Consider the following 23,931-nt stretch of genomic DNA (forward strand, 5'->3'; position numbering starts at 1 on the left):
CAACCATGAATACAAATTTTGGACTTTTACCTGCCTGTTTAAGTTGTGTACAAATACACTGGTTTTCAATTCATTGTTTAAATAGACGTCGCGTTCTGAATTTCATTTATACGTCAATAAAAATGGCCTCTGACAACTTCATATGACCCAGATTGCAATTAATTGAGCACTCACAAAATTGCAAAGTTAGTTTTCTGAAAGCATTCAGCCATGCTCGGTCGTCGTTCAGAGCCGATCCTGAGTCGGGCTGTCGTTGAAGATGGATTGAAGTCCTCTTTGAAATGTTGAAAAGCTTTATGTCGAAAGCAGTGATTACTGCGGTTATTTGACAAATTCATCAGTTACAAAAGCCAAATGTAAAAGCCCCTCAGCATGGCTTTACACAAATAATTAAAGAATCATTGTCGTTGACACTTTACGACGTGTGACATGGAATACAACAGTAATAGAGTAATAGCCAAGCATTATCAACACTCGAACCATTCCATGAGCTGTTATATTAAACCGGCATCCTAACTCTGAATACAGTGTGGGCACTATCTGAAAAAACTGTTATTTGTCCATTATGTGCTTCGATAATTACTTTGGTGATGGCAAGTCCAAGGCCTGCACCTTCGCTATCACTGCTTCTGGATGGAACCACCCGATAAAATCTATCAAAGACTCTTTTGATATGATGACTTGGAATTTGTTCACCTGAATTAATAAATTCAATTTCTACACAATTCTTTTCAGGTTGGCTAATGGTTACTTGAATTGTGGAACCCGAGGGTGTGTGACGGATAGCGTTTGAAAGTAGATTTGAAAACGCTCGCCGCAAAAGCTCTCTATCTGCATGGATAGAAACATTGTCTCCTTCGAGGGTAAGGTTGATCTGATGTTCAGTAGCCAAAGCATCAAAAAATTCGAATAATTCACTTATCTCATTATTTAAATCTATAACTTTAAATATAGGTTTAATGAGGTTGTTGTCACTCTGGGCTAACCAGAGCATTTCACTTACCATTTTGGCCAAACGCTCATGCTCTTCTAAATTAGAGTAGAGCAGTTCCCGACATTCATCGAGCGACCGTGTTTGGGCTAAACCGACTTGGGTCTGGGTAATAATATTAGTCAGTGGGGTTCTCAGTTCATGTGCAATATCAGCAGAAAAATTTGATAGCCGTTCAAAATCTTCCTCTAAATGCTGTAGCATCTGGTTAAATGATATGGCCAAGTTTCGGAGCTCAATGGGTAAAAGAGTGGGGTTGAGTCTCTCATCCAATTGATGAGTTTGAATATTTCTGATTTGTCTGCTCAACATCTTAAGAGGTCTGTGGCCTTGGTATATACCTAACCAGGTTGCACCGATTGTGATAATGCCAATAGCAAACATCATTAACCACATTTTCACGGTGAATTTATCGAGAAATTGCTTATGGAAAGACATATCCATCGCGCTATCACACGATAACTCTTACCGTCGACAGAAATTTCTGTGACAAACCCTCGATAAACGCCGCCATCGAGTTGCCAATTTTTTAATTGCGTCTTATCGGTGATTTTGGTGGCATCAAAATCGTTGAGCTGATATAAAAAATCACCGCCTTGGGAGAGAAATAGTTGTTCTCCGGTATCGGCGTCAACCCTAAAATAGACACCATGATGCCCTGATACTGCATTGGACAGTGCCTCTTGAGCCAAGCGCATATTACCATCAATGCTGTCGAGTCTACGCTCGACACTACCAGTGACTACCAGTAACTCTCCAAGATATTGGTCTGAAAAATGTTTTTTGACTGATTCCTGGATCAGAACAACGCTTACGATCAAACTCAGCCCTATTGCTGAGCCAGCAAAAATCATCAACCTTAAGGTCAATGATAGTGTGCTCAGCTTATAACTGTTCATCGGGCTCGATCTCGTCCTCAAACTTGTAGCCCATCCCCCTGATGGTATGAATTAATTTGTGATCATGGCCATCGTCAATTTTTGCTCGCAGTCTTCTCACCGCCACATCAATTACATTGGTGTCGCTGTCGAAATTCATATCCCAGACTTCTGAGGTAATCAAAGATCTTGGCAGCACTTCACCCTGTCTTCGGATAAATAGTTCTAGCAATAAAAATTCTTTTTGGGATAAGGTGATACTTTTGCCTGCCCTACTCACTTTTCTTGATGGAATATCAACTAGCAAGTCAGAGATTTTGACTTGTTCAGACACCGTCGACTGGCTCCCTCGGCGTAACAGGTTTCTCACTCTGGCCAAAAGTTCAACAAAAGCAAAGGGTTTAACTAAATAATCATCTGCCCCCAATTCCAACCCTTTTACCCTGTCATTGATACTGTCTCTGGCAGTCAAGAACAACACCGGTGTTTGCATACCCACTTCACGCAGGGATTGAAGAATTTTCCAGCCTTCGACATCTGGCAACATCACATCGAGTATGATCACATCAAACGACTCTGTCATTGCATGATGATGCCCATCCAGGCCGTTTGAAGCTAGAGTTACCAAAAAGCCCGCTTCAGTTAAACCCTGTTTAATGTAATTACCCGTTTTCGGCTCGTCCTCAACAACGAGTATACGCATTCATTATCTCCCGAAAGTCAATGAAGAAAGCTACTCCGTCAGAAATGTAATGACTCAGCATACCCGCTGTACAGTTCAAGGTGATTACATTTTTGTCATCAATGGGTCATGTCAGCGTAATCCGTGATGCACTATCCTCTCCTTAACTACTAGAAAACCAAACCACTATAAGTAGTTCAAAATTAAACAAGGAAACCTGCAATGAAAAGAAAAGTCACACACATACTCTTGGCACTGTTTGCCCTTCAAGTACCTGTTATTGGTTATGCCCATGAAAAAGGAAATCATGCGTCTGCTGATAACCAAAAGCCGAATTGCGAGACCATGCAAAACATGGATCGCAGCAAAATGGATATGAATGATCCTGACATGCAAGCCATGATGCAGAAATGCATGAACCATGACATGAAAGGGAACCATATGGACAATGAAAGTAAAGCCGATAAAAGCGCTTCTGAAACAGAAAAAAGCTCTGTGTCACACAAACATAAGAAATAAAACTGATTAAACTGGAGACCCCGATTGATGAGGATGGGGTCTCCACATTATAGGTCGACACAAATTTATCGCATCTGCAATCAAGAGAAACTCTGCACTTTTACTGGGTAGATGAGCGCCGGTTAGTGTCAATCCCAGAGATCGCAATTATGCTAAAGTCTTTGACTCGAAGGTGTCAGCCGATCTCTTGATAGAACAAAAACCATTACTACAGCCGGTCACGTAGCCAGACCGAACACTTTAAAGAGTTCTCAGCCTGAAACTCCATGAGTATGGTTGAGCATTACGAATCAGTTGGATGAAGATACAGGGAGTAAATAATGTCAGCTCATAATGATCATAGCACTCATTACCAAAAAAATAGTTTATCCCTAACTGGTACTGTTGCCCTCGGCACCGGTGTCATGATTGGTGCCGGGATTTTTTCCTTAACCGGGCAGATGGCGCAGTTAGCTGGTTCTGCGTTTCCTTTTGCATTTCTTGCAGCTGCTATCGTCGTCAGTTTCAGTGCGTATTCTTATATCAAAATCTCTGATAAATATCCGTCCGCTGGCGGTATCGGTATGTATCTGCATAAGATGTATGGTCACTCGCTTACTACAGCTTTTCATGCTCTGCTGATGTATGTATCGATGGTCATTGCTCAGAGCTTTTTGGCCAGGACTTTCGGCAGTTACACATTGCAGCTATTTGACGTCAAACAAACTGCATTCTGGGTACCCGCTCTGGGTGCCGGCCTGATAGTGGGTATATTTGCGATCAACCTGGCCAGTAACCGTTACATACAAGGCACCGCCTATTTTCTGGGCATAGTCAAGATCGCTGGCATTCTGGTGTTTGGTGTCTTAGGCATTTATTTGATGGTAAATTCAGGTCAGGCACTGGAGTCTGAAATCAGTCTTGTTGCAACAGAAAATGACTGGACGGCTTTTATTGCTGCAACCGCTCTCGGTGTCTTAGCATTCAAAGGGTTTACTACTATCACGAATAGTGGCTCAGAAGTTATCAATCCTCGATTGAATATTAGCCGAGCCATCATTATTTCGATCGCGTTCTGTATCGTCATTTATGCACTTGTTGGCTGGTCTGTGGCTGGCAATTTATCTATTGATGAAATCATCGTCGCTCGCGACTATTCTCTTGCTGCGGCAGCCAGACCGGCGGCCGGCAATGTTGGTGTCTGGTTTACAGTAATAATCGCCATTGTTGCTACAGCAGGGGGACTAATGGCGAGTGTCTTTGCCGTCTCTCGCATGCTGGCAATGCTGACTGAAATGAAGTTGGTCCCGCACAGTCACTTTGGCATGCCAGGAAGCATTCAAAAACATACGCTTGTATATACCGTTGTACTGGGGCTCATCTTGACAGTGTTTTTTGATCTGAGCCGTATTGCCTCGCTTGGCATACTCTTTTATCTCGTTATGGATACCGCAATTCATTGGGGTGTCCTCAAGCACCTGCGAAAAGATATTGGAGCTAACCCACTAGTTCCTACATTAGCTATCTGTCTAAACCTGATCTTACTTACTGGGTTTGCAGCAATTAAATGGCAGAGCGACCCATTAGTCATATGGGTTGCCCTTGCAGTGATGGCAGCAATCTGGCTTGTCGAATATTACTTTTTAAAAATTGTTAATGGTGATGTTCATGAACATTGACTTGGCTGGAAATAGCATGAAATCTTGCAATTTACGACTCATCAAATTCTTAACGTTATCTCTCATTGCTATAGCCATCTTATTGTTGCTATTTATCTATTCCGGCTTATATCCAATGGGTGCAGACACGCCGCATAACAAATTCACGTATTGGGCTTTGGAAACACTGCGAGATCGTTCCGTAGCAAGAGCAGCCAGTAATATTAAAGTACCTGAAAACATATCTTCATCAGAACGTTTACTCAGAGGTGGGCCTGATTATAATGAAATGTGTGTTTCTTGCCACTTAAGCCCTGGTAAGTCGGAAACTGACTTTACAAAAGGGCTCTATCCCTCCCCGCCCAATCTAACAGAAATACCTGAAACAGCGTTTACCAAAGCACAACATGACCAGCGTCGTTTCTGGATAATCAAGCATGGTATCAAAGCTTCAGGCATGCCCTCTTGGGCTCCCGGACATGATGACCAACGAATTTGGGATATGGTTGCTTTTCTAAAAAAACTCCCCGAACTTTCCCCTGAGCAATACCAGATCTTAACTTCAAGAGATGCGGAAAATAGTAGTCATGCACATTAATTTCGGCTTGAGAGTATTAATCCCATTCTCTGAATTGTTTGGCTGACTCAGCATGTTGATTACTCTTAACGGATACAAAGGCTTTTCCCTTGAAACGAAGTGATAATTCTTCACAGCAGACAAAAGCAGAGAGACTCAACCAGCACTGTGGGTGCATGACTCTTGATTGGTCGACAGTCAAGCTTAATCTTACTCAGCTGTTAGGTGATGATGCTGACAAGATCCTATCCGGTTCTACCCTGCGCCAATTCTTCTCCAATGTCGCTGTGTTTGTCCCCGATTCTGACCTGAACCAAATGCTGACCATTGTTCAGGCCATTGAGGCTACAGCAGCGCTGCCCGACTATCAGCGAAAAGTCCTCTCATGGGCGCCAGAAAGTGCGCATTACAACCCAGGACAAGCCGGTGCTTTTATGGGCTTTGATTTCCACCTCGGTAAGGACGGTCCCCATCTTATCGAAATTAATACTAATGCCGGTGGCGCTTTCCTGAATTCAATTTTGGCACAGGCTCAATCAAAATGCTGTGGTGGCTCAGTGCATGCGTCCTGGGCTGAAAATTTCGATGAAGCGGTAATGGCCCAATTCATAAGCGAATGGCGTGCCCAGCGTGGCAGCGGGCAACCGGAAAGAATAGCCATCATCGATGATGCACCTACAGAACAACACCTGTATCCAGAATTCATACTGGCGCAAAAGCTTTTAAGTAAAAATGGGATCGATACGGTGATCCTTTCCCCCTTTGATGTCAGATATGAATCAGGGGGCTTGTATTGTGATAATCAACGAATTGACATGGTTTATAACCGCTTGGTTGACTTCGGTCTAGAAGCGCCTGAGCATGCTGCTATTCGTTCTGCTTGGTTAGAGGGCAATGCAGTCATCACTCCGAACCCACATACGCACGCTATGTTCGCAGATAAACGTAATCTGGCAGTGATGTCAGATCAGCAGAACCTGATAGATTGGGGCTTAAGCCCTGAACATGCTGAGTTACTTCAAAATGGTATTCCACACACCGTGCGGGTGACAGCAAGAAAAGCAGAGTCGCTCTGGCAACAGCGTCGACAGTGGTTTTTCAAACCAGTGGCAGGTCATGGCAGCAAAGGTGTTTACCGAGGAAGCAAACTTACCAAAAGCACATTTGCCCGAATTCTTGAAAGTGATTATGTTGCTCAAGCGTTTGTACCGCCTTCAGAACGCATGGTTGTGGTTGACGGTGAGCGAAAAATGCTAAAAGTCGACGTGCGTTTATATACTTATGGTGGCTCTCTACTCTTGGTAGCGGCCAGACTCTATCAAGGTCAGACCACCAATCTACGAACGCTGGGTGGCGGGTTCGCGCCCATACTCACACAAAATAATTAACCTCAAAACCGATAAACCATCACCTCTGCTCTAAGCCCGTTTTATAGATGATAGGCGAGCCTTAATGGCAACTATCAGTCTGTATGCTTCAATCAGGTTTGCCTTGGTCTTTTTCTCTTGGCCAATCGGCAAACGCAATGAAATACAGAAAAGCGAGATTAACAAAAGGAATCAGGATCAGGAGCCCTACCCAACCGGGATACCCCGTGCGCTGACAAATCCGCCATGCTGGAATAACAACCACAATGGCAAAAACTAGCATCCACAGCCAATGCCCTGTCCACATTGTGTTGCCAAACATGTTATCTCCCATCATAGTAAAGCCCTTGATATTGAATACTTGTTAATAACAATGATGACACAGCTGCACCGATGTATTTGCTATGCTTCACGTCTCATTTCCTGACATAAATAATACTTACAACCATAATGAAGATATTAGCAGCCTTTCGGGCTATACATTCCTGTTTTTATCGGTTAGGCCATACTAAATATCATACCTTTGGGGATTCACTGGCTTCTTGCCAGATCAATTAATTATGTTGATAGAATCCATAATTTAACGATTATCGTCATGACACTGAATATTCATCTCAAGCCCGTCAGCCCTGCTGCAATTACTGTGATGATGCTGTGGGCATTGTGCTACCCACTTATTAAGCTCAGTCTGCTTTTTGCTCCTGTTATGTTGACAGCTTTTTTACGTGCCATCCTCGCTGGTTGTGTGATCGTACTCATTGCTCACCTTACTAACCGCGCTTTTCCAAAGGGTTATCGACTCTGGGTCTATATAACAACAATAGGCCTCACCGCGACAAGTCTGGGTTTATGGGGCATGTTTTATGCTGGCAGTTTGATTGATCCCGGGCTCGCAACTGTCATCACTAATACGCAACCACTGATTGCCGGTATTTTGGGCTGGTATTTCCTGAAGGAACGAATGACCGCTGTCCCTTTTATTGGTACTGTTATCGGATTTATAGGAATAATCATCATTTCTTTGAACAGCCCGGCCCAGAGTGAGAAGCAAATTCTATTGGGAATAGGCTTCGTGCTAATGGCATCGGTTGGTGTTGCTATTAGCAATGTCTTACTTAAGAAAATTGCTGGTCAAGTCGACGTGCTTTTTGCAATGGGATTCCAGTTACTCATTGGTGCCATACCGCTTGGTATTTTGGCTTTTTACACAACCAACCCGGACTCTTTAGACTGGAAAATGGATTACACCTTAATTCTCCTTGCATTGGCATTATTGGGAACTGCACTCCCGTTTATTTTATGGTTCTGGCTAATGCAACATGCACCACTTTTCAAGCTTAACGTATATAACTTCCTCACCCCCGTGTTTGGCATATACCTTGGTCATACCTATTTTTCAGAGTCATTAACTACCATTCAATGGCTTGGAGCAACATTAATTATTACGGCTATCTCCTTAGTCACAGTCATAAATGGAAAAATAAAACCTGCTCATTAACACGGATTCAGGTTTTATTGTTGAGTGCCTCTATATTTATTAAACTTAATAGTTCAGTTAAGCATCTCCATCAGTGTATTGGGCTGGTATTTCTTGAAAGAGCGTAGGGGAAAATCGAACCTTGGTACGTTGAGGTAGTGAAAGTTCACCCGCATCAAGTGAACTATATGCGACAAATGAGAAATGCACAGAATCAAGCTATTGTTGAAAACTTCCGTTCGCAGTCCCAATACCGAGCAGATAATCAGCAAAATAGTAAACCATTGCATGATGAGAAAGAAGTTGTTGCATACCAGCACTGGCAACAATTATTACGACGTTAGCTAATCAGCTATTTTCCATCTTTTGATAGTCACAATGATATATTCATCGCCCTTATTCATAATAAGTAAGCTCTGAAATAACTCTTGATTTAATCTTCTTTATCGGTGGCTTGTGATTAGGCTATTTTAAACGTCGCCGAAAAACGGCTAATGCCAAAATCAACATTGGAACTGCAATTGCGAGCAGGCTTAAAGTTTCATCCCACAACTCCATCCAACCAGCGCCTTTTAAGAAAATGCCGGTGATAATGTCCATGTAATAACGCAATGGACTCAGGTATGACAAAGCTTGGAGAAATACTGGCATCGACTCCACTGGTGTCAGGGTGCCGGACAGGAACATTACTGGAAATAATCCAAAAAATGACAATAACAGTGCTTGCTGCAGGGTGCGGCTATAGGAGGCAATCAGTACCCCGAGGGCGATGGCACTCAACAGAAAAACTCCAGTAAGGGCCAAAAATAGCGCCAGACTACCACGCAATGGCACATCGAAAGCGCGCACAATTAACAGACTGGGAAACACTGACAGTATTCCCATAATCATGGTTGGGGTAAGCTTGGCGAGAAACAATTGCATGGTTGAAATTGGCGTCACCAACAGTTGCTCTATGGTGCCCCGCTCCTTTTCTCGTACAATACTCGCTGCCGGATGAATCACGCCTACCATCATTCCAGCCAATGCAATCATTGACAGTACCATGAAGTTCGCTGTGGTCAGCTGCGGGTTGTACCATATGCGTGTGACCGACACCACATTGGTGTCCCGTGATTGCGGAAACTGTTCCCGAACAAATGCGTTAACTATGCCTTTCGCGTAATACAGCGAATTAGCAGCAATATTGGAGTCAGTGCCATCCTGCAAAAACTGAACTTTCGCTTGGTTCCCAGCACGAACACTACGCTCAAAACCTGGCGGTATGACGAAGATGGTAGTCACCTCACCGCGGGTTAAATGCCTCTCCGCTACCGATACGTCATTTTCCTGGTGCTTAAGATCGAACGACTGGCTTAACGCAAATTTCTGTAGCAATGTGCGGCTCAGCACACTGCGATCCTGGTCGACCACCGCCATTGGTACATTCTCAACATCGAAACTTAAGGCCATGGCGCAGATTACGACTTCAATAGTGTATAACCACAGTATCAATCCTAGAATCACTCGATCACGAAAGAATTGGATCGTTTCCTTGCGAAGAAGACCGATAAATGCAACAGGCATCAGGCTACCTTCTGTTTCATGCGACAAGTGGCAAAGATAAACACCACCAACGTGTAAATAATCAAAAGCAGCAGATTAGGTATAACCGCCTCAATGCCGAGGCCTTTTAATAATATGCCTCTCGACACCTCCATAAAATAGTTGGCGGGAAATAACTGGCTATAAAGTTGCAGACCGAAAGGCATGGTGAAAATGGGGAACAAGAAGCCAGAAAAAAGAAATGATGGCATCAGTGTGATGATCAGGGTAAGTAACATGGCGGCAAGCTGAGTTCTTGCAATGGAGGAAACCAGCAAACCAATGCCCACCGTCGTGAAAACATATATTAATGATGCGAAGAATAACAACGGTAGGCTGCCGGCAATGGGAACCTTAAACCAGGCAAACCCGACCAAGATCACCATCAATATCTCGAGAAAAGCCACTGATGCATAGGGCAGAAGTTTCCCCAAAATGTATTCACTGGAATGCAGAGGCGAGGCATAAATTTGAGACACGCTACCCGTTTCTTTTTCCCTGACAATTGCCAACGCAGTCAGCAACGGTGGAAAAGCCATTAAAATGACTGCAAACAGTCCCGGGACGACAAAAGTAATGCTACTTAGGGACGGGTTGTACCAAACGCGGGTTTCGACTCCAACCAAATCAGGTTGGGGCTTGGGAAAGCTAGCAACCACGGCATCAATATATGCCAAGCCCAACCTGGCGATCACCGGATAACCACCATCAATAATGACCTGCACTGGAGCTGGCTGGTTGCGTAATACTCTCCGGCTAAAGCCTGATGGAATAACAATACCTGCGCGTATTTGGGAGCGCTGCATGCTGCGTTCAAGATCGTGGGTACTGTGACTGTATTCGATAATTTCGAAATAAGGGGAGCTCGCAAAACGGTCGACCAGCATGCGACTCATAGGTGTATTGTCCTGATCGTAAATACCCAGGGCCAACTCATCCACATCCAAGTTTATGGCATAACCAAATAAAAACAGCATAATCAGGGGCATGATCGCAGCCAGTACTATAGTCACCGGATCCCTTACCAATTCACGGGTTTCCTTAGTCAGCAATGCGGTCATACGACGGTAATTCATACCACACCCCCGACCTGTTCAGCGCTAGTGGCCCGAGCAACCGCTTGGAGAAAAAGCGTTTCCATATCGGTGTCTGGCGCCAACGCCAGGGAATGGGCAAGTTCATCCCGGGTACCATGGGAGATCAGTCGGCCACTCATCATCAGTGCCAATCGATCGCAGTACGCAGCCTCATCAAGATAATGGGTCGTCACAATTACCGTCATCCCGGCAGACACCAATGTTCTGATAACATCCCAAAAACGGTATCTAGATATGGGGTCAATGCCGGAGGTCGGCTCGTCGAGAAAAAGTACCGCTGGCTGGTGCAGAATGCTGCATGCAAGTGCCAGTCGCTGTCGGACAGCACCGGACAATTCGGTAGCTAAGGTTTGTAGTGGCACATTCAAACCAGTCACTGAGCTAGCCCAATCTATGGCAGTTTGCGCAACCTTGCCCGATAAACCGTAGAGGTTGGCAAAGAAAGCCAGGTTTTCGGCAGCAGTCATATCCAGATAGAGCGAGAACTTTTGAGACATATAGCCGATTTGACGTTTCAAGTTGCGGTTTGTTGTACTCACGGCCTCACCAGCAACAACCGCGCTGCCTTCGCCGATGACAGCCAACCCGCAAAAGGCCCGGATCATCGTGGTTTTACCTGCCCCGTTAGGCCCCAACAGAGCCAATAGTTCACCACCGTCAACCGTCAATGAGACCCCATCAACGGCAGTAAAATTGCCGAACCGGATGCTAAGGTTTTCCGTTCGCACGCCGCTGTTATATTTTTTAGGTGCAAGCGTAGTCAGATCTAGAGGTTTTTCGCCAAACTGTTCACCACTATGCAGAACAAACAAGTCCTCAAGCTTTGGTGCAGCTGGTTTAACCGTGATATTCGTGCGGAGCTCGCTAGCGACTCGTTTTTCAAACTCAGCATCATCGGTAACGCAACGGAAACGATCCGGCAGCCTCTGTATGGAATGTGTCCCCTGTATACGACGCAGCGCTTTAGCGACAACTTCCTCAGGTGCGGTAGCTGAATCAAAGGAAATGCTGAAGACCCGACCTTTGAGTTGTTCTAACAGTGAGTCCGGCGTTGAGTCCGCGAGCAACTTGCCGTCTTGCAACAGGAGCACGCGGTCACAGCGCATTGCCTCATCCATATAGGATGTGGCAACGATAGTGGTTACCTCCTGCTGCCGAAAACGATCTAGCATCTCCCATAACTGTCGCCGCGACAGAGGATCCACTCCCAACCCTGGTTCATCAAGAATGAGTAGTTCCGGCTCATGAACTAAGTTAGTACAGAGTGAAAGCTTTTTTCGCATGCCGCCGGAGAGTTGACCGGCGGGTCTCTGTGTAAATGCAGTTAGGCCCGCCATCTGCAATAGCGTGTTACGGCGTAGTTGGTATTGCTCGTTAGTTACGTCATGAAGTCGGGCAAAAAACTCGAGGTTTTCATCTACGCTCAACCGGTCATATAAAGTAAATCCCTGGGACATATAGCCGATGCGTGTGGCGATTTTCTTAGACTGGCGGCGCGAATCATAGTCAAATACTCGACAGCTGCCGCTGCTGGGATCGAGGATACCCGCTAACATCTGCAACAGTGTAGTTTTCCCAGCACCATCGGCGCCCACAATACCGACTCGAGTCCCTCTTGGTACAGTGATGCTGATATTAGCCACCGCCAGGTTCTGTCCAAATCTTCGTGAGAGATCTATAGCCTGTAACGTGATCGATTCAGACATGCTTATTTCAGCTTCCTGGAACCATTAGCAGTTCTGGCCATTCTGCGGTCGTATCCCAGCGTATCCAGGCATCTGCAGGCATGCCCGGCTTTAATTCATTATCTGTATTATCCAGTATCAATGTCACACCATAGACCATCCGCTGACGTTCGTCTGGCATATGTATGTCTCGTGGTGTGAATTGGGCAAAATCATCGATACGGCTGACCTTGGCAGTGAAATAGCGCTCAAGACCATCGACACGAATTCGGGCATCATCACCCAAGTTTATGCGATTCAGGTTATGTGTCGACACATAGACTTTTAATTCCAGCCGACCGAGATCAACAATAACTGCCAAGGGTTGACCAGCAGATACGATCTCACCTGTTTCCACTGCACGAATTAACACGGTACCCGATAACGGGGCAGTAACCTCGAGCTTATCCCGTTGCGATTCAGCCAACGAGACTCTCGCGTTGGCGGCTTCAACTTGGGCGTTGAGCGATTTACGCTGGTTTCGCAAAACTTGCAATTGCCCCTGTGCTTCTTTGACGGCATTTTCAGCTGTATCAATGTCATGCTGCGAAGCCAGTTTTTTTGCTTGTAATGACCGGACTCTCTGCAACTGACGTTCCGCAGTTTCAACATGGTGGCGCCATGTACTAAGTTGGTTATCAATGGCAGCGATGTTTTCCTTGAGTGATGTGAGTTCCGCCTCTGTCGCCCGAATTAGGTCTTCTGCATCTGATGGATCGATCTCGACAAGTACGTCACCCGCTGTGACAGATTCACCTTCCACCAGGCTATGCTGCAATACTCGTCCCTCCCGTTCAGCGGCAACCTTCACATCACGCCCCTCAATATGCCCGTTGCCATAGACGAACCCCTCTGGTAACGGAGTTCTGTCAGTCAATAGAAAGAAGGCGTAGGAAGTGACAGCAATTAACACTATTACCATGAGGGACCAGATCCATGATTTCTTTTTCACCATTCTTCTCCATTCCAACTATAAACTTGTTCTATAGCCAACGCTTTAAACTTGAAGCAACTACACCCGCCATCCTGGAGCGAATACCTCGCTTGAACCATAAATTTAAAGAGACTCTTTCAGCCTGGCTAATATCATTGAGAAATTGGTTCTTAAGCGTTGTGCTTAAATGTTTATTGGCACTAATCAAGCTCAGTTCGTAATTAATGAATAAACTACGATAATCGAGGTTGGCAGTTCCAATTAGAACCCAGCTACTGTCAACAACCACAGTTTTTGAATGAAGTACTCGAGGTAAGTATTCGTAGATCTTGATACCGCTTGCGAGCATCGGGGCGTAAAGACTTCTGGATGCCCAGATGGCAATACGAATGTCACTTTTTCGTGGAACTAATAACTTCACATCAACACCTCGGTTCGATGCTTTAACAAGCTGATTTATAATGTAGGTGTCTGGCACGAAATAAGGTGTTGTGATAAATATTGTATTTTTGGCTCGTTTAAAAATAGCTGCATATTCACACCTCAACCGGTATCTGCAAGCCAATGTGTGGTTATGAAATAATTGGCTTCCGCTACTAATCTGCTTCGGCAGTTCACGCAAGTGACCTGTCCAGAATAGATCAAATAACTGCGATGCTTCCTTAGCTTTTATACCCGTGAAACTGATGTGCGTATCTCTCCACCGGTAATCTCCATATATTTTTTTTGAGTTTTCCTTGTGAATATTAAAGCCACCTAAAAAAGCAATATTGTTGTCCACTACTAACAGTTTTCGGTGGTCCCTGCGGTTATATCGTAATGGATGCTGCCAGCTCCAGGGATGAAACCAATGCAGCTCCACACCGCTATCTCGCAAAGCTTTAATCAGCTCCTGTGATGACCAGCGAGCCGACCCCACCGCATCAAGAATTACTCTAACCTCAACTTTATTTCTTGCCCTCTCCACAAGAGCATCCACAAAAAGCTTTCCTACCTGGTCATAAGCAAAAATATATGTTTCTAGTTTTATCGTATGCTGGGCTTTTGAAGTCGCAGATAACATACTTTCATAGAGGTCATCACCTTCATCAAAGACAATAAATTCGTCTTCAGACTCTTCAGGAAGAGCGATAGATGAGTCGCAACCATTCATGATTATTCTCGACCGATTACCACCTTAATAATAATTCAAGCTTTCATGCATGTGGCAGAAAAGAGCGTATATCATCTCTCCGAATACTTCTTACAACACTAAGTGTGCTTACGAGTAAAAGTTACTTCATCACATATCTTCTAAACGGTTGGCTGACTGCACCATCTGCATCATTTCATGTTCTTCAAAGGATTTGAGTGTTTCCATTAGCTCTTCCGCCGAGGGTATATCCGCGCGTTCATGTAGATAACGATACAGGTCAATGACCTGCTTATGCTGATCAATAATTACCTGCATGATTTCTCTAGTCGATAGCTGAGAAAAGGGCGCCTCACAATCATGATGTTGAATAATTGGATGTTTATTCAAATACTCATAGCACCAGGTATTTAAGGCATGTTCATTACCTGTGACCTCAAACTGATGAACAACATGTCCAAGCTTTTCTTCATGTTCTGATAAATACTTGAGAAGCATTTGTGCACGAGCACTCTCATTATTGTCGGCACAATGTTTCAAACACTCGGTAAGGTGTTGATGGAACTCGCTTGTCCAGTGAAGGACATCTCTTAACGTTTCAACCTGCATAATCGGTTCTCCTGATTTTTGTTAGACTGCCATTAATAGAGCTAATTTAGTCATACTTGTAGAACACTCCCATATACAGCAACATTAACTGCAAATGGGGTATTTTCTTGAAGATATAGACGAAAACCGTCAAGCGCCTCTGCATCACCATGGACCAAGTGGATCTGTGTTGAACCTGTTAAGTCTGAGTTCTTCAGCCACTGACACAGCTCCAGATAATCCCCGTGCCCAGAGAGCCCGGAGATACTATCAATTTTGGCTCGCACCGGTATCCATTCGCCATGAATTTTTACCACATTGGCACCCTCTAAAAGTTGCGCCCCCCGGGTTCCGCCAGCTTGATAGCCTGTAAAAAGCACCGTGGTTTTATTGTTTCCAAGTAACCTTTTAAAATGATGCAAAATGCGGCCCCCTGTAGCCATTCCGCTGCCTGCAATGATGATGTGAGGGTATTTTTGTCCGGCCAGAGCCTTGGATTCTTCTACTGATTGGGTATAGGTGACAACGTCACACATACGATGACATTGCTCAGTATTCAGCCGATGCTGGGATTTGAACTCGCAAAAAATATCCGAAACCTTAATTGCCATCGGGCTGTCGAGGTATATAGGTATTTTTGGAATAACGTCAGCAGCCATCAATGATGCAAGTATGTGCTGCAGCGCTTGGGCTCTACCAACGGCAAAAGCTGGTATGAGTAAGACGCCTCCATTTCGGGCCACATTATTAACCACATCCGCCAATTGTCCCAGCGAATCAACATTACTATGTTGTCGATTGCCGTATGTTGATTCCATTAATAAATGGTCAAGTGCAGGTAAGGGGCGCGGGGACGCCATCAATACATCTGAATATCTACCCACATCACCCGAGAAGCCTATTTTTTTGTTTTCTGCTTCCAGAATGATACTTGCAGCACCAAGAATATGCCCGGCAGGTTGCAAGTAAAAACGAAGATCTTTTATTTCTACTAACTCATCAAAATCGATGGACTGAAACAGTTCCATACTGTTTTCAGCAGTCCGACGATCATAAAGTGGTTCTGGATGAGCATGTTTGCCTAACTTGTGTTTGCTGTAATATTTAGCATCCTCTTCCTGAAGATGACCACTGTCAGCCAACAAAATCTGACAAAGACTCTTAGTAGCATGATGTGTAAACACCTGTCCACGGAAACCCTGTTTATAAAGAACGGGTATGTAGCCTGAATGATCCAAATGAGCGTGCGTCAATATCACAGCGTCGAGTTCATGAACATCTAAAGCTAGCTGTTGCCAATTACGCTCACGCAACCATTTATAACCCTGAAACAGACCACAATCGATCAATATGCGGCTCTGTCCGGTTTCCACAAGAAATTTTGACCCCGTAACTGTTTCTGCCCCGCCAAGAAAAGTGATTCTCATGGCTGATCTCCTATATGTGGCGTTTCTGATATGAAAGCTTCCACTGCAGTAACCAGTAACGGCGCCATATCGATTGCATTGGTGTGATGGACAATAGTGTTAGTTGTAACCAATGCTTCCAATCCGGCTGAGATCAAATTTGTATCGACACCATCTGCAAAAATGCCATGGACCGCGGCACATTGAATATGTACAAAGCCTTTTGTTTTTAGTGTATTGATACACTCCAGAATGGTATATCCGCTGGAAATTACATCATCAATAATCACTGCTGTGTGTGAGCTGTATGCTTCAATATCAGGCAGTGTAATTTTGACTTTGCGATCTCCATATCGCTGTTTAGTACCGATAGCGAATGGATGGCCACATTGTTTTGCAATATCAGACACCCACTGTTCACTCTCAGCATCAGGTCCAATCAGTAATAAATCCTTTTTTTCTCTCAGCCACCGAGCTAGTGCTGGTGCTCCCTGAACCACTGCTGAAGGCACATGATAAATTTCATCCAGCGTATGATAGCGGTGCAAATGCGGGTCTACTGTTACCAACCAATCCATATGATGTGAAAGATCTTGAGCAAATATTTTTGATGTTATCGCCTCTCCTTCGATGAAACGGCAGTCCTGTCTCATATAGCTCAGGTAAGGCGCTATCAAACCGACACTGGCAGCCCCAAGCTCTCGCAAGGTATTAAGCAGAAAAATTAAGGGTAAATATTTAGCATTTGGTTGGGACAAATCGGCAATGATCAAGCATGAACGTTCAGCTACTGGTGACAGAATACGCAGATACGATTCGCCATCAGGAAACTGTCTTGTATCAAATTTGCCTGGCTCTGCATTCAATAGCTTTGCAAGCGATATTTGCAATGGATGTGGCTCAAGGGCAAATATAAGAGGTTGTGTGTTGGCTTCCTTTTTTCTTGAGTGAAAATGATGTACAAACTCTGCTGACATGAGGGCTCTGAGCCTTTTAAGTTAAATTGAAAGTGAAAGGGTTACCCTGTTCACTGTAATAAGCCAGTGCGTAATCTCGCTCTCCCTCACTGTCACTGAACAAGGTAAATAACGGTTCACCTTTATCTAGGGTGTCACCGACTCTAGCGTGCAGCCTTATCCCAGCAGCAGGACTTCCGGGGGCACCGGCTAGTTTTGCCAAACGTGCTAACTTGCGGTTATCTATCTCAGTGATTGAGCAGGGTTCTGGAACCTGCTCCGTGAGCTGATAACGGGCTTCTGGTAACTGTTTCATACCACCCTGTGCTTTGACTATGCGCTGAAACTGTCGCCAGGCTTTACCACTATCCAGTATTGATGTGGCTCGTAAGAGACCTTCTTCAACGCTTTCTTGATATGACAAAGAAAACAGGTTTGCAGCTAAGAACAAGGCACGCTCACGAAGGTCGACCGGCGCATCATTGACTCCTTGCAGGACAGAAAGTACGTCCCGTGCTTCTTCGACGGGGCCAATACCCAGCCCGACAGGTTGACTGCCATCGGTAATAAGACAACGAATCCGCATGCCACAAGCAGCCCCAACCTGGGTAAATAGCGAAGCAAGTCTTTTAGCTTCTTTGTCCGTTCGAACTTTGGCCGTGGGACCAACTGGAATGTCTACTACCGCATGGGTTGAGCCTGCAGCAATTTTTTTTGAGAGCACGGAAGCGATCAATTGCCCCTCGCCATCCAAATCAAGCGCACGCTCAATACGAATTAACAGATCGTCTGCTGGACTGAGATTTACAGCTCCCCCCCAGGCAAGACAGGCGTTAGTTTCAGCAACAACGCGTTGAATATCATTAAGGTTAAGGTCAACAGTAGTGAGTGCCTCCACGGTGTCTGCTGTGCCAGCAGGAGATGTGATTGCCCTTGAGGATGTTTTGGGAATGATAAGTCCAGCTGCGCTTACAATCGAAACAACAAGTGGAGTAGTACGATTACCTGGCAGACCACCGATACAGTGTTTATCGAGAATCATGTTCTGACCAGACCAGCTAAGACGTTTTCCGCACTCAACCATGGCCCGAGTGAGCCCAATTATTTCATCAATATCTAAATGACTTCCCGCACAAACACTAATAAAGCTGGCAATTTCTATATCAGAATAACGATGTGCACTGATGTCTTTAATAATGTCTGCAATCTCAATGTCACTGAGCTTGTTGCCAAATACTTTTTTTCGAACACTGCTAAGTGAGGTAACAACGGGAGCATGGCTAACAGTGAGCTTCTGACCCTCAATAGCGCCAAGGCGATGCATGGCAATTTTGGATAACCCGGCTGTATCCGACGCCAATAGCTGCCCATCTACTACGTTCAAGGTTGCAATTACGCAGTTTTCACCATAACGGAGCGTGACTCTGTTGTTTGCGGTGAACCCCTCCGAGCGACAGATATGACAATCGCTACGCATATACACCACAGGCTCTTGATGGGTGTCTATGCCCATATCAACAATAGATAATTGGTGCGATGCAGTCATGGATAAATATTTTTTTCAAAACTCGTTAACTAATAACCTGGAAATAATGAGGACAGGCACCCTGATAGAACACTTGAAGGGCATTCGCTTATCTCTTTGCCAAGGTGGCGAAAAGCTTGAAGTGACATTTCTGACTACCTATTTTTGTTACCTGTAGGTGCCTTATTGCAGCAATGGGGCTCATGTTTGGCGTTATTTTTTATGTTTTCGTCAGTTTGTCGTTGCCAGCCCAGCTTAGTTTGACTCCACCAACTGTCCTTAATTGATGCGCCATGTTTTTCAACAATTGCAATCAATTCATCGATACTATGGTGAGATGCCTCGTATGCAATTTTTATTGTTTGTTTCTCGGCATTTAGCCAGACACGATCAACCCACGGTAGTGCGTCAATCTCAGTGAGCAACTTCTTACTATTGGACTGCTCAAGCCCGACAAGTCCTAACTGATGTTTTGTCAAAAATCCGGGATTAATGCCAAACCTATGCTCAGTCATTTCATCATCTCCACTACCACATTAGGCTATGTTGTTGACGTTTCCTTACCAATTTAGAGTTTAGGAATCCATGCTGGTGTCGTTTGCATATAACGTCTGTATTCATCTCCAAACTCATCAAGCGCCATGCGCTCTTCTCGCTTGGCTAACCGGATATAAACAAAGACCAGAATTGGAAACATTACCAAGGTGGGGATGGTTGGCCATTGCAACAGAAAACCAAACATAATCATGATAAATGCGATGTATTGTGGGTGTCGGAGCCTTGCATACCATCCTGTTGTTGCTAACTGCCTGTTTTGTTGGGCACGGTGTAATACGCTCCAGGCCGAAGCCAGTAAAAAGAAACCAAGAATAATGACAACATTGCTTGCAATATGCAGCGGGTCAAAATGCGGGTTACCTTCAAAACCCAGTATCGTATGCAATAAATGTCCATTTTCATGCGCCATAAAATTGATATTGGGATATTGCTCCGCCAACCAGCCAGATAAAAAATAGATTGTTAGAGGGAAACCATACATTTCTGTAAACAACGCAATAATGAATGCAGAAAAAGCACCTAGACTACGCCAATCTGTTTTTGTCTGAGGCTTGGTAAAGCTGAAAGCAAAAAAGATAAATATCGCTGAATTAATCAATACCAGCGTCCAAAGACCATAAGCGGATTCACCATGCATGCTATTTCTCCAGTAATGTTGTCTTATCCTGAGCCTTAATGATGATGGTGCTCATGCTCCCGATGGTCATCCTCGACCTCACGTTGATTCGCATCTTGTTCACCTCCGTGTTGGCCATGGCCAGCATGTCCTCCATGACTACCATGCATAAACAGATGCAACAAAGGGCAAGCCAATAGAATCAAGTAAGGCAAAAACTGCCAGACATGCTGGCGATGTTCCATCAAAAGAAAGTAACTAACGACCCCAATCAACACCAGTGCAGCGAAACCAGCCGGGGTTTTCCAAAATGATGGTCTTTGTGTGTCCATAAGGCACCTCACGTGCGATTAAAAAATTAGCGTTTGTTACACTCCGCTTATCGTAGCGCTAGGAGTGTTCATCCACTCTAAAAAAACATCCAACTTGAATCCATTGAGACAAGCTGATTCAGATCCGTGCCCGGCGCAGCCTCAGCGAATTGAGAACAACAGAGAGCGACGAAGCACTCATGGCAAAAGCAGCAAAAATGGGCCCAATCAATATCCCAAGGAACGGATAGAGAATGCCTGCTGCGATAGGTACGCCTGAAGCGTTGTAGATCAGCGCAAAAAAGAGGTTCTGACGGATATTATGCATGGTTATATGGGCAAGGCGGCGTGCGCGAACTATTCCGTCCAAGTCACCTTTTACTAGAGTGAATCCTGCACTTTCAATCGCCACATCAGCGCCTGTTCCCATCGCGATCCCAACATCAGCCTGTGCCAAGGCTGGTGCATCGTTAACACCATCGCCCGCCATAGCCACTTTACGTCCCTGTTGCTGTAATTCTCTAATAATACGAGCCTTGTCAGCAGGCAGAACATCAGCACGAATTTCATCGATGCCAAGTCGTGCAGCAACTGCCTGAGCTGTACGTTCGTTATCACCGGTTGCCATAATGATATGAAGTCCCAGCTCATGCAGTGTCTTTAGTGCCGCCGGTGTGGTCTCTTTGACAGGATCAGCAACGCTGACCAATCCGGCAATTCTGCCATCAAGCACAATGAACATCACTGTTTCACCCTCATCACGGCGCGCATTGGCCTTAGCGGTCAAGTCTCCGCTTTGCAATCCCATATCAGTAATCAGGGCAAGATTACCCAACGCCACAGCTTTACCGCCTACAGTGCCTTTAACACCTTTGCCTGTAATCGCCTCGAAGTCTTCAGCATCAGCAAAGGCTACGTTACGCTCCTCAGCACCACGAACGATGGCCTCAGCCAACGGGTGTTCTGAGCCGCGTTCAAGCGAGGCCGCCAATCGAAGTACCTCAGCCTCGTCGTGCCCTGCTTCAGGCAAAACGGCAACCAGCTTCGGTTTACCTACCGTCAACGTACCGGTCTTATCCACGATCAGCGTATCGACTTTCTCAAAACGCTCCAGAGCTTCAGCGTTTTTAATCAACACACCAGCTTGTGCACCACGTCCAGTCGCCGTCATGATCGACATTGGAGTAGCCAAGCCCAGAGCACAAGGGCAAGCAATAATCAAAACAGCCACAGCTGATACCAGTGCATACGACAAGGCTGGCGCTGGCCCCCAAATAGACCAGGCAATAAAAGAGACAATTGCAACACCGATTACAGCAGGCACAAATTTGCCGGCGACCATGTCAGCCCATTTCTGAATGGGTGCTCGTGAGCGCTGCGCCGCTGCCACCATTTCCACGATTTGGGCGAGCATCGTGTCAGAACCGACACGCGTTGCTTCCATAACCAGACTACCTGTTCCATTGATTGTCGCCCCTGTCAGCTTATCTCCCTCGGTCTTTTCCACGGGTACGGGTTCACCTGAAATCATGCTTTCGTCAACTGAAGAGCGGCCATCGACCACTACACCATCAACGGGTACCTTATCGCCGGGTCTTACCCGAAGCCGATCACCAACCTGCACATCTTCAAGCGGAACTTCTTCCTCGCTGCCATCCGGACGTATCACCCGGGCTGTCTTTGCGGCAAGATCAAGCAGTGCACGTATGGCCTTACCCGTGCCTTCTCGGGCACGTAGCTCCATAACTTGGCCAAGCAGGACTAATGTGACAATGACTGCTGCCGCCTCAAAATACACACCGACGTGTCCGGTTTCCGGATCACGAAAGCCAGGAGGGAAGATACCTGGTGCAATTATCGCAATCATTGAGAAGATATAGGCCGCCGAAACCCCCATGCCGATTAGTGAAAACATGTTGAGGTTCATGGTGCGGAACGAGTTCCAGCCGCGTACGAAAAATGGCCACCCTGACCAAAGAATGACAGGCGTAGCGAGCACCGCTTCAAGCCAGAGCGATGTCGTCTCACCTAAAAACTCACGAATTTGCGTAATCCCTATAAATGGACTCATTGTCAGGATCAGTAAAGGAATCGTCAGTGCTGCCCCAACCCAGAAACGTCTGCTAAAGTCCACTAGTTCGGGGTTAGGCTCATCTCCAGCCATCGCAGCTGATTCCAACTCCAGCCCCATGCCGCACAATGGACATGAGCCCGGTTCTGTCTGGCGAACTTCCGGATGCATTGGACAGGTGTAGACAGGTCCGCTCCAGCCCTCGGGAACGCTATCGTATTTACTACCTGCCATACTTTTGCTTTTGTTGGGCGAGCTATGTTCATGGTGCACGTGGGAAGAAGTGTCATGACTACCACAACAGCCCGCTTCGCCATCGCTTTTTGACTCAGCATGGTGGACGTGTTCATTATGAGATTTGAGTTCACCTTCTGGCACAAGGTGCATGCCGCATTTCGGGCAGTCACCTGGTTGCTCGGACCTCACTTCCGGGTGCATTGGACATACGTAGATAGTATTTTTTTCTGCACCTTGCTGGCTGTGCTTATTTGACGATTCTGTATTCTCAATATCCATGGCTAACTCCGGACTTAGTTGACAGCAGTGGCTGGGTATCCCACATTTTCGAGTGGCTCAATCAATTCGTCAGTTTGTACTGTTCTCGCCACTGATAAGACACGACTGGCCAGATCCATACTGACATCTGTAACGCCAGTCACGGCCCTAAGTGCATTCTCAATACTCTTTACACTGCTTCCACATGAGGCGCCTTCAACCTTTAACTGCTTGACTGGAAATTCACTGACAACGGGCTTAATAGCTACGCTGGCTGTAGTGGAGGTTTTTGGGGCACAACAGCAACCTGGCTTGGCTGTTCCAATTTGAACTGTTAAATGTTTTATACTCATTTTTCTTCCAGTATTAATGGGATCGTAAATTCTTCTATCAAATGGCAAATCATCTCGCCTGTGGGCTCCATATCTGGCATTCGTTGCCATACTGCCAAGGCCTTTTGCATCCTTTCTCTCAGTTGCTGCATTTCCTGGAAACGCTCTTCAGTTTCTTGCAAACGCTTTTCAAGCAAGTGCCTTACCTGAGGGCAAGGCGACCTCTTCTTGTCGGCGTCGGCCAATATTTGCTGAATATCATCAATCGAAAAACCCAGTTGTCTAGCTGTTAATACAAACTTCAAACGCTTTACATCTTTTTGGCTGTATTCTCGATAGCCATTGAATCGGTTTTTTTCAGGATGAAGCAACTTGGCACGGGTATAAAACCGAACCTTATCAGGGCCTACGTTCAGTAGTTTCGCAACCTTGTTAACAAGCATTCGACCACTCCCATTGTCAGACTTTTGAACC

At 45.5% G+C, this 23,931-nt stretch carries 24 protein-coding genes; 5 read left to right on the forward strand and 19 right to left on the reverse strand.

Going from position 1 to position 23,931, the window contains the following annotated elements; translation table 11 throughout:
• Nucleotides 1-499: 499 nt before the first annotated feature.
• From FH755_RS13235 to FH755_RS13245, 3 genes are read right to left on the reverse strand one after another with little or no spacing between them, the layout of a single operon-like run.
• Nucleotides 500-1,435 carry a heavy metal sensor histidine kinase gene (locus tag FH755_RS13235; RefSeq protein WP_292441593.1) on the reverse strand — a complete coding sequence of 312 codons (936 nt, stop codon included), beginning with the start codon at nt 1,433-1,435 and terminating at the stop codon, nt 500-502.
• Entirely contained in the window at nt 1,390-1,890 is a 501-nt protein-coding gene (locus FH755_RS13240; protein WP_292441594.1) for a hypothetical protein, read from the reverse strand. The genes FH755_RS13235 and FH755_RS13240 overlap by 46 nt, the downstream gene beginning before the upstream one ends.
• Nucleotides 1,877-2,572: a heavy metal response regulator transcription factor gene (locus tag FH755_RS13245; protein WP_292441595.1), complete on the reverse strand. Its 696-nt coding sequence runs from the start codon at nt 2,570-2,572 to the stop codon at nt 1,877-1,879. Before FH755_RS13245 ends, FH755_RS13240 begins: the two co-directional genes overlap by 14 nt.
• A gap of 201 nt (nt 2,573-2,773) precedes the next feature.
• Here FH755_RS13245 and FH755_RS13250 point away from each other — a divergent pair, with 201 nt between their 5' ends.
• The 4 genes from FH755_RS13250 (at nt 2,774) to FH755_RS13265 (ending at nt 6,672) form a co-directional block, all read left to right on the forward strand.
• Nucleotides 2,774-3,070, forward strand: coding sequence for a hypothetical protein (locus FH755_RS13250; RefSeq protein ID WP_292441596.1), 297 nt, complete (start codon nt 2,774-2,776; stop codon nt 3,068-3,070).
• A gap of 320 nt (nt 3,071-3,390) precedes the next feature.
• Complete coding sequence (locus FH755_RS13255) at nt 3,391-4,728, forward strand: APC family permease (RefSeq protein ID WP_292441597.1); 1,338 nt, start codon at nt 3,391-3,393, stop codon at nt 4,726-4,728.
• Nucleotides 4,718-5,305 (forward strand): cytochrome c, encoded by a 588-nt coding sequence (locus FH755_RS13260; protein ID WP_292441598.1) that lies wholly within the window; start codon nt 4,718-4,720, stop codon nt 5,303-5,305. Before FH755_RS13255 ends, FH755_RS13260 begins: the two co-directional genes overlap by 11 nt.
• A 155-nt stretch (nt 5,306-5,460) precedes the next feature.
• Nucleotides 5,461-6,672, forward strand: a complete 1,212-nt coding sequence (locus tag FH755_RS13265) for a hypothetical protein (protein WP_292441599.1) — start codon at nt 5,461-5,463, stop codon at nt 6,670-6,672.
• 88 nt (nt 6,673-6,760) lie between these two features.
• Here the strand turns inward: FH755_RS13265 and FH755_RS13270 are convergent, their stop codons facing one another.
• Nucleotides 6,761-6,973 (reverse strand): hypothetical protein, encoded by a 213-nt coding sequence (locus FH755_RS13270; protein ID WP_292441600.1) that lies wholly within the window; start codon nt 6,971-6,973, stop codon nt 6,761-6,763.
• 273 nt (nt 6,974-7,246) lie between these two features.
• On the opposite strand from FH755_RS13270, the gene FH755_RS13275 reads away from it, so the two are divergent.
• Nucleotides 7,247-8,149: a DMT family transporter gene (locus FH755_RS13275; RefSeq protein WP_292441601.1), complete on the forward strand. Its 903-nt coding sequence runs from the start codon at nt 7,247-7,249 to the stop codon at nt 8,147-8,149.
• A 444-nt stretch (nt 8,150-8,593) separates the two neighbouring features.
• Here FH755_RS13275 and FH755_RS13280 read toward each other — a convergent pair whose 3' ends face one another.
• The 15 genes from FH755_RS13280 to FH755_RS13350 form a co-directional block, all read right to left on the reverse strand.
• Nucleotides 8,594-9,694 (reverse strand): ABC transporter permease, encoded by a 1,101-nt coding sequence (locus tag FH755_RS13280; protein WP_292441602.1) that lies wholly within the window; start codon nt 9,692-9,694, stop codon nt 8,594-8,596.
• A complete protein-coding gene (locus tag FH755_RS13285) occupies nt 9,694-10,788 on the reverse strand; it encodes an ABC transporter permease (RefSeq protein ID WP_292441603.1) in 1,095 nt (364 codons plus the stop codon). The genes FH755_RS13280 and FH755_RS13285 overlap by 1 nt, the downstream gene beginning before the upstream one ends.
• Nucleotides 10,785-12,515 (reverse strand): ATP-binding cassette domain-containing protein, encoded by a 1,731-nt coding sequence (locus FH755_RS13290; protein ID WP_292441604.1) that lies wholly within the window; start codon nt 12,513-12,515, stop codon nt 10,785-10,787. The genes FH755_RS13285 and FH755_RS13290 overlap by 4 nt, the downstream gene beginning before the upstream one ends.
• Nucleotides 12,516-12,522: 7 nt before the next feature.
• Entirely contained in the window at nt 12,523-13,488 is a 966-nt protein-coding gene (locus tag FH755_RS13295) for an efflux RND transporter periplasmic adaptor subunit (RefSeq protein WP_292441605.1), read from the reverse strand.
• 28 nt (nt 13,489-13,516) lie between these two features.
• Nucleotides 13,517-14,620, reverse strand: a complete 1,104-nt coding sequence (locus FH755_RS13300; protein ID WP_292441606.1) for a phospholipase D-like domain-containing protein — start codon at nt 14,618-14,620, stop codon at nt 13,517-13,519.
• Between the two features lie 129 nt (nt 14,621-14,749).
• Nucleotides 14,750-15,208 carry an ATPase gene (locus tag FH755_RS13305; RefSeq protein WP_292441607.1) on the reverse strand — a complete coding sequence of 153 codons (459 nt, stop codon included), beginning with the start codon at nt 15,206-15,208 and terminating at the stop codon, nt 14,750-14,752.
• A 50-nt stretch (nt 15,209-15,258) separates the two neighbouring features.
• The gene (locus tag FH755_RS13310) at nt 15,259-16,614 is read right to left on the reverse strand and encodes an MBL fold metallo-hydrolase (protein ID WP_292441608.1); all 1,356 of its coding nucleotides are present in this window, start codon (nt 16,612-16,614) and stop codon (nt 15,259-15,261) included.
• A complete protein-coding gene (locus FH755_RS13315; RefSeq protein WP_292441609.1) occupies nt 16,611-17,570 on the reverse strand; it encodes a ribose-phosphate diphosphokinase in 960 nt (319 codons plus the stop codon). Before FH755_RS13315 ends, FH755_RS13310 begins: the two co-directional genes overlap by 4 nt.
• A 16-nt stretch (nt 17,571-17,586) precedes the next feature.
• Nucleotides 17,587-19,095 (reverse strand): thymidine phosphorylase family protein, encoded by a 1,509-nt coding sequence (locus FH755_RS13320; protein ID WP_292441610.1) that lies wholly within the window; start codon nt 19,093-19,095, stop codon nt 17,587-17,589.
• A gap of 134 nt (nt 19,096-19,229) precedes the next feature.
• The gene (locus FH755_RS13325) at nt 19,230-19,589 is read right to left on the reverse strand and encodes a hypothetical protein (RefSeq protein ID WP_292441611.1); all 360 of its coding nucleotides are present in this window, start codon (nt 19,587-19,589) and stop codon (nt 19,230-19,232) included.
• A 53-nt stretch (nt 19,590-19,642) separates the two neighbouring features.
• Nucleotides 19,643-20,269, reverse strand: coding sequence for an isoprenylcysteine carboxylmethyltransferase family protein (locus tag FH755_RS13330; protein WP_273150452.1), 627 nt, complete (start codon nt 20,267-20,269; stop codon nt 19,643-19,645).
• Nucleotides 20,270-20,304: 35 nt separating this feature from the next.
• The gene (locus FH755_RS13335) at nt 20,305-20,580 is read right to left on the reverse strand and encodes a DUF2933 domain-containing protein (protein WP_008290399.1); all 276 of its coding nucleotides are present in this window, start codon (nt 20,578-20,580) and stop codon (nt 20,305-20,307) included.
• 118 nt (nt 20,581-20,698) lie between these two features.
• Nucleotides 20,699-23,146, reverse strand: a complete 2,448-nt coding sequence (locus tag FH755_RS13340) for a copper-translocating P-type ATPase (protein WP_292441612.1) — start codon at nt 23,144-23,146, stop codon at nt 20,699-20,701.
• 14 nt (nt 23,147-23,160) lie between these two features.
• Nucleotides 23,161-23,478: a cation transporter gene (locus tag FH755_RS13345; protein WP_292441613.1), complete on the reverse strand. Its 318-nt coding sequence runs from the start codon at nt 23,476-23,478 to the stop codon at nt 23,161-23,163.
• The gene (locus tag FH755_RS13350; RefSeq protein WP_008290477.1) at nt 23,475-23,900 is read right to left on the reverse strand and encodes a MerR family DNA-binding protein; all 426 of its coding nucleotides are present in this window, start codon (nt 23,898-23,900) and stop codon (nt 23,475-23,477) included. Before FH755_RS13350 ends, FH755_RS13345 begins: the two co-directional genes overlap by 4 nt.
• Between the last annotated feature and the right edge of the window lie 31 nt (nt 23,901-23,931).

It is taken from the genome of Methylophaga sp., assembly GCF_009711715.1.
Classification (GTDB): domain Bacteria; phylum Pseudomonadota; class Gammaproteobacteria; order Nitrosococcales; family Methylophagaceae; genus Methylophaga.

Excerpts from the sequence above, each read along its gene's own strand:
- FH755_RS13235 (WP_292441593.1), bottom strand. The coding sequence starts at position 1,435 with ATGGATATGTCTTTCCATAAGCAATTTCTCGATAAATTCACCGTGAAA.
- FH755_RS13240 (WP_292441594.1), bottom strand. The coding sequence starts at position 1,890 with ATGAACAGTTATAAGCTGAGCACACTATCATTGACCTTAAGGTTGATG.
- FH755_RS13245 (WP_292441595.1), bottom strand. The coding sequence starts at position 2,572 with ATGCGTATACTCGTTGTTGAGGACGAGCCGAAAACGGGTAATTACATT.
- FH755_RS13250 (WP_292441596.1), top strand. The coding sequence starts at position 2,774 with ATGAAAAGAAAAGTCACACACATACTCTTGGCACTGTTTGCCCTTCAA.
- FH755_RS13255 (WP_292441597.1), top strand. The coding sequence starts at position 3,391 with ATGTCAGCTCATAATGATCATAGCACTCATTACCAAAAAAATAGTTTA.
- FH755_RS13260 (WP_292441598.1), top strand. The coding sequence starts at position 4,718 with ATGAACATTGACTTGGCTGGAAATAGCATGAAATCTTGCAATTTACGA.
- FH755_RS13265 (WP_292441599.1), top strand. The coding sequence starts at position 5,461 with ATGACTCTTGATTGGTCGACAGTCAAGCTTAATCTTACTCAGCTGTTA.
- FH755_RS13270 (WP_292441600.1), bottom strand. The coding sequence starts at position 6,973 with ATGTTTGGCAACACAATGTGGACAGGGCATTGGCTGTGGATGCTAGTT.
- FH755_RS13275 (WP_292441601.1), top strand. The coding sequence starts at position 7,247 with ATGACACTGAATATTCATCTCAAGCCCGTCAGCCCTGCTGCAATTACT.
- FH755_RS13280 (WP_292441602.1), bottom strand. The coding sequence starts at position 9,694 with ATGCCTGTTGCATTTATCGGTCTTCTTCGCAAGGAAACGATCCAATTC.
- FH755_RS13285 (WP_292441603.1), bottom strand. The coding sequence starts at position 10,788 with ATGAATTACCGTCGTATGACCGCATTGCTGACTAAGGAAACCCGTGAA.
- FH755_RS13290 (WP_292441604.1), bottom strand. The coding sequence starts at position 12,515 with ATGTCTGAATCGATCACGTTACAGGCTATAGATCTCTCACGAAGATTT.
- FH755_RS13295 (WP_292441605.1), bottom strand. The coding sequence starts at position 13,488 with ATGGTGAAAAAGAAATCATGGATCTGGTCCCTCATGGTAATAGTGTTA.
- FH755_RS13300 (WP_292441606.1), bottom strand. The coding sequence starts at position 14,620 with ATGAATGGTTGCGACTCATCTATCGCTCTTCCTGAAGAGTCTGAAGAC.
- FH755_RS13305 (WP_292441607.1), bottom strand. The coding sequence starts at position 15,208 with ATGCAGGTTGAAACGTTAAGAGATGTCCTTCACTGGACAAGCGAGTTC.
- FH755_RS13310 (WP_292441608.1), bottom strand. The coding sequence starts at position 16,614 with ATGAGAATCACTTTTCTTGGCGGGGCAGAAACAGTTACGGGGTCAAAA.
- FH755_RS13315 (WP_292441609.1), bottom strand. The coding sequence starts at position 17,570 with ATGTCAGCAGAGTTTGTACATCATTTTCACTCAAGAAAAAAGGAAGCC.
- FH755_RS13320 (WP_292441610.1), bottom strand. The coding sequence starts at position 19,095 with ATGACTGCATCGCACCAATTATCTATTGTTGATATGGGCATAGACACC.
- FH755_RS13325 (WP_292441611.1), bottom strand. The coding sequence starts at position 19,589 with ATGACTGAGCATAGGTTTGGCATTAATCCCGGATTTTTGACAAAACAT.
- FH755_RS13330 (WP_273150452.1), bottom strand. The coding sequence starts at position 20,269 with ATGCATGGTGAATCCGCTTATGGTCTTTGGACGCTGGTATTGATTAAT.
- FH755_RS13335 (WP_008290399.1), bottom strand. The coding sequence starts at position 20,580 with ATGGACACACAAAGACCATCATTTTGGAAAACCCCGGCTGGTTTCGCT.
- FH755_RS13340 (WP_292441612.1), bottom strand. The coding sequence starts at position 23,146 with ATGGATATTGAGAATACAGAATCGTCAAATAAGCACAGCCAGCAAGGT.
- FH755_RS13345 (WP_292441613.1), bottom strand. The coding sequence starts at position 23,478 with ATGAGTATAAAACATTTAACAGTTCAAATTGGAACAGCCAAGCCAGGT.
- FH755_RS13350 (WP_008290477.1), bottom strand. The coding sequence starts at position 23,900 with ATGCTTGTTAACAAGGTTGCGAAACTACTGAACGTAGGCCCTGATAAG.